Source organism: Streptomyces aurantiacus, from assembly GCF_001418335.1.
Taxonomy (GTDB): Bacteria; Actinomycetota; Actinomycetes; order Streptomycetales; family Streptomycetaceae; genus Streptomyces; species Streptomyces aurantiacus.
In genome coordinates, this window is the sequence record NZ_LIPP01000151.1 from 1 (window position 1) to 2,741 (window position 2,741).

General features: G+C 68.2%; 1 protein-coding gene and 1 pseudogene. Both read left to right on the forward strand.

Features of this window, described 5'->3' with window-relative positions; genetic code table 11:
* Positions 1 to 283: 283 nt before the first annotated feature.
* Positions 284 to 2,053, forward strand: a complete 1,770-nt coding sequence (gene aspS, locus AOK01_RS21045; protein WP_055513986.1) for an aspartate--tRNA ligase — start codon at positions 284 to 286, stop codon at positions 2,051 to 2,053.
* A gap of 170 nt (positions 2,054 to 2,223) precedes the next feature.
* Positions 2,224 to 2,741, forward strand: a pseudogene (locus AOK01_RS21050) (dioxygenase); the annotation flags it as partial.

The window sequence follows — 2,741 nt, forward strand, 5'->3', positions numbered from 1 at the left end:
GTAAAAGAGAAAGGTATGAACGGGAGAACGAAGCGTGCCACGGAGGCAGGTGGGAGGGGGGCGGGGCGGGCGGGCTGGCTGGGGCGGGCGGAGGACGAGACGAAGGACGAGACGAAGGGCGAGGCGGAGGACGAGACGGCGGGCGGGTGTCCGGCCCGGAACTGTTGCGAGTGTCCGGCCCCCCCCCGGGAACTATTGCGGACGGCGATCACGGGGTGGCCGGTACGCTTGCAGGTGTTTCACGTGAAACATGTCCCCGACCGCGAAGACTGGATGAACGACGATGCATCGGTACAGGTCCCACACCTGCGGCGAGCTCCGCGCCTCTGACGTCGGCAGCGACGTCCGGCTGAGCGGCTGGCTGCACAATCGCCGAGACCTGGGTGGCATCCTCTTCATCGATCTGCGCGATCACTACGGCATCACGCAGCTCGTCGCCCGCCCCGGTACCCCCGCGTACGAGGCCCTCGACAAGGTCTCCAAGGAGTCCACCGTCCGTGTCGACGGCAAGGTCGTCTCCCGCGGCGCGGAGAACGTGAACACGGAGCTGCCGACCGGCGAGATCGAGGTCGAGGTGAGCGAGGTCGAGCTGCTCGGCGCCGCCGCCCCGCTGCCCTTCACGATCAACACCGAGGACGGTGTGAACGAGGAGCGGCGCCTGGAGTACCGCTTCCTGGATCTGCGCCGCGAGCGCATGCACCGCAACATCCTGCTGCGTACGGCGGTCATCTCGGCCATCCGTCACAAGATGACGGCGCTGGGCTTCAACGAGATGGCGACCCCGATCCTCAGCGCCACCTCCCCCGAGGGCGCGCGTGACTTCGTCGTCCCCTCCCGCCTCAACCCGGGCCGGTTCTACGCGCTCCCCCAGGCTCCCCAGCAGTTCAAGCAGCTGCTGATGATTTCGGGCTTCGACCGGTACTTCCAGATCGCGCCCTGTTTCCGTGACGAGGACGCGCGTGCCGACCGTTCGCCGGGCGAGTTCTATCAGCTCGACGTGGAGATGTCCTTCGTCGAGCAGGAGGATGTCTTCCGGCCGATCGAGAAGCTCATGACCGAGCTGTTCGAGGAGTTCGGGAACGACCGTCAGGTGACGTCCCCGTTCCCGCGCATCCCGTTCCGCGAGGCGATGCTGAAGTACGGCTCCGACAAGCCGGACCTGCGGGCCCAGCTGGAGCTCACCGACATCACCGATGTCTTCGAGGGCTCGGAGTTCAAGGCCTTCGCGGGCAAACACGTACGGGCGCTGGCGGTGCCGGACGTGGCCGCGCAGTCCCGCAAGTTCTTCGACCAGCTCGGTGACTACGCGGTCTCGCAGGGCGCGAAGGGCCTTGCCTGGGTACGGGTGGCCGAGGACGGCTCGCTGACGGGCCCGATCGCCAAGTTCCTGACCGAGGAGAACGTCGCCGAGCTGACGAAGCGCCTGGCGCTGTCGGCGGGCCACGCGGTGTTCTTCGGCGCGGGCGAGTTCGACGAGGTCTCCAAGATCATGGGCGCGGTGCGCGTCGAGGCCGCCAAGCGCGCCGGGCGTTTCGAGGAGAACGCCTTCCGGTTCTGCTGGATCGTCGACTTCCCGATGTACGAGAAGGACGAGGAGACCGGCAAGATCGACTTCTCGCACAACCCGTTCTCGATGCCGCAGGGCGGTCTGGAGGCCCTGGAGACCCAGGACCCGCTGGACATCCTGGGCTGGCAGTACGACATCGTCTGCAACGGCGTCGAGCTGTCCTCCGGCGCCATCCGGAACCACGAGCCGGAGATCATGCTCAAGGCGTTCGAGATCGCGGGCTACGACCGGGACACGGTCGAGGAGCAGTTCGCGGGCATGCTCCGCGCGTTCCGCTTCGGCGCTCCTCCGCACGGGGGGATCGCCCCCGGTGTCGACCGCATCGTCATGCTCCTCGCCGACGAGCCGAACATCCGGGAGACCATCGCGTTCCCCCTGAACGGCAACGCGCAGGACCTGATGATGGGCGCGCCGACGGAGCTGGACGAGACGCGGCTGCGTGAGCTGCACCTCTCGGTACGCAAGCCGGTGAACCCGGCGAAGTAGGCGCGCGGCCTGCGCCGGTGACTGTGGGGCGGTGTCACTCCTCGTTGAGAGTGACGCCGCCCCACGGTCGTTGGCGTCAGCGGTCAGCGCGCGTCACGTTTCTCACGCGCACGGCAATCCACAGCCCGCGCCCACGCTGTTGACAGCCTTCTTCCCTAGTTTCCTCGCTCATGACGGGAAACCAGTCGGCCCAGGGGCCGAAACACAAGCGGAACGTGACGCGTCGCAAGGTTGTCGTGGCAGGGGGCGCGGCGGTGGCCGCGGTGGGTGTGGGCGGCGCGATCGCCGCGACCGCGAACGCCGGCCAGACGACGAAGGGCACGTCGCCGACCGCCACCTCGACCTCGACCTCGGCCTCAGCGGAGACCTGCTACAAGCTCACCTCGGAGACCACCGAGGGCCCGTACTACATCGATGCCGACAAGCTCCGGCAGGACATCACCGAGGACAAGGAGGGCATCCCCCTGACCCTCCGCCTCAAGGTGATCGACAACGAGACGTGCAAGGCCGTCAAGAACGCCGCCGTGGACGTCTGGCACTGCGACGCGCTGGGCATCTACTCCGGTTACGAGGACCTCTCCACCGGTGGCGGCGGCGGTGGCGGCACGCCGCCCAGCGGAACGCCCACCGGCACACCGACCGGCTCCCCGCCCGAGGGCGGCGGCGGGGAGCCGGTCGGTGTGCCGGT

What these genes read in the sequence shown, in the direction of transcription:
- aspS (WP_055513986.1), top strand. Translation starts at nt 284, where the DNA reads ATGCATCGGTACAGGTCCCACACCTGCGGCGAGCTCCGCGCCTCTGAC.